The 2,262-nt window shown below is 71.3% G+C and carries 3 protein-coding genes; all 3 read right to left on the bottom strand.

What is annotated here, in order from left to right; translation table 11 throughout:
• On the bottom strand, positions 1-843 hold an 843-nt coding region (locus tag BN903_RS03075; RefSeq protein WP_048076323.1), incomplete at its 3' end, for an HD domain-containing protein.
• A gap of 72 nt (positions 844-915) precedes the next feature.
• Positions 916-1,872, bottom strand: a complete 957-nt coding sequence (locus tag BN903_RS03070) for a halocyanin domain-containing protein (RefSeq protein ID WP_048076322.1) — start codon at positions 1,870-1,872, stop codon at positions 916-918.
• A gap of 9 nt (positions 1,873-1,881) precedes the next feature.
• Positions 1,882-2,262, bottom strand: a 381-nt coding sequence (locus tag BN903_RS03065) for a transcriptional regulator (RefSeq protein WP_048076473.1), incomplete at its 5' end; no start/stop codon positions are given.

The following is a 2,262-nucleotide window of genomic DNA, read 5'->3' as shown; positions in this document are numbered from 1 at the left end:
CTCGATGCGCTCGCCGAGCGCCGGGACGCGGTCGCGCAGTTCGACGAGGAGGTCGTGGTCCGCCATCCGCCGGAACGCCTCGACGTCTGCCTCCGTCCGATCGAGGTAGCGCTCGCAGGCGCGCTCTAACATTGCGCCCGCGACGCGGGAGACGTGGTGGCGGTAGACGACGGCGTTCATCAGCGAGCGCGCGACGAGGAGGCTCTCCGCGGTGGCGACGTTCCCCTCGTCCAAGACGAGGTCGGCGTCGCTCCGGGACTCAGCCGAACCGTCGCCGCCGACCAGCCGGAGTTCGGTGACGAGCCGACCGGTGTCGACGGTTCCGTACGGGACGCCGGTGTGGTGGGCGTCGCGCACGAGGTAGTCCATGCGGTCCACGTCGAGTTCGCCCGAGACGAGCGGCCCGAGCGCGCCCGCCCCGTCGATCAGGGCGGCGACGCGTTCCGGGTCGAGACCGTTGCGTTCGAGGACCTGACACACCTCGCGGTCCGCGTCGGTGAGCAGCCACCCCACGTCGTCGTGGTCGCGCCCGGTCGCGCGCCGGATGATCCCCTCGGTCTGGTGGCCGTACGGGCCGTGTCCGACGTCGTGGAGCATCGCCGCGGCGCGGACGTGCGCCGCGGTGTCGTCGTCGACGCCGAGCCCCTCCACCGCGCGGCCCGCGAGGTGGTAGACGCCGAGGCTGTGCTCGAACCGCGTGTGGTTCGCGGCGGGGTAGACGAGCCGGACCGTGGACAGCTGTTTGATGTGGCGCAGCCGCTGGAACGCCGGCGTGTCGACCAGTTCGGCGGCGACGTCGCCGAGCCGGACGTGACCGTGGACGCTGTCCTTGATCGCCTTCATTGTCGGCTGATCGCCCGCCGGGGAATTGGTCGTTTCGGCTCGCCGATCGGCCGCCCGGTCTCGCCAACGCGGTCAGTGTCGGGACTCGGCGACGACGACCGCGCCGCGCATCCCGTCGTCCCGGTGGCGTTCGCAGGCGTACTCGTGGATCCCCGGATCCTCGAAGACGCGTTCGAAGGTGTGTTCGTCCTCCTGATATTCGGGGGAGTCGGCGGCCTCGACGGCGACGAGGTCGCTCTCGAACGACCCGTCCTCGGCGACGACGCTGTGTTCGCCCGCGCCGGGGACCCAGCGCCACCTGACGGTCGTGCCGGGCGTCACGCGGAGCGCGGGGGTGTCGTAGACGGGCGCAGTCTCCCACTCCTCGGCCTCCGGATCGTATCCACCGGGACCGCCAACGCGGACGCTGACCGCGTCCCGTCGGAGCGGGTTCGCGGTCTCCGAAACGTTCGGCGTTCGAGCGAACCAGTCGCCGTAGTCGACCGGCGTCGTGTCGTACTCCGTGACATACGACTCGATCTCCGGGCCGACGACGATCGCCCCCTGCTCGCCGATCGTCTGATGGGGACGGCAGGAGTATCGGGTGACCCCCTCGTCGGCCTCGGTGAGGGTGACGGCGTACTCGTGGGTCGCCTCGTCGGTGAGTTCCGACTCGATCGCCGCGGGACCGTCGTACGTCACCACGTCGTGGACGCCGCTCTCACCGGTCCACTCCCAGCGGACCGTCGTGTCGTAGTCGACCCACACCGCCGCGGGGTCGAACCGGAACCCGTCGCCGTCGCCGACCGGGATTACAACCTCGTCCTCTCCCCGTCGGTCGACCGTCCCGGCGTAATCGGTCCCGCCGTCGAACCAGTGGCCGTACTCCGGCTCCGGCACGTCCGTCGTGTCGGTGAACCCGTCGCCGGAGTCAGTGTTGCCGCCGCCAATCGGATCGAGCGAGCCGAGACAGCCGGCGAGCGCTCCGAGCGTTCCGCCCGCCGCCAGCGCCAGCGCGCGGCGACGGGAGGTGGAGGGCGTTCGTGACATCGGCCGGGATCACTCGTCGACGACGTCGATCCCGAACCGCTCTTCGAGCGCGCGCACGACCGACCCGCCCACGTTCGCGGTCGCGGCCCGGCCGTCCTCGACCGCGAGGAGATCGTCCTCGTCGACCTCCAGCTCGGCCGCCACCTCCTCGACGGTCAGCCCGGCGTCCTGTCGCGCCTCGGTGACGACGTCGCCGTAGCCGGAGACGAGGTACGGGAGCCGATCGGACTCGTAGCTCGTCCCCTCCTCCTCCCAGCGCTTCGAGTCGCCGGTCGCGGAGTCGTACATCTTCGCCTGCTTCCGGGCCAGCTCCTTGTTCCGGCTCTCGGTCGGACTCGACCCGGACCCGGCCCCACCGGGGCTGCCGCCCGTGTTTCCGCCGCGAGAGTC

Source organism: Halorubrum sp. AJ67, from assembly GCF_000513435.1.
The sequence above is the reverse complement of the archived record's forward strand: the minus strand, read 5'-3'. Positions and strand labels throughout refer to the sequence as shown.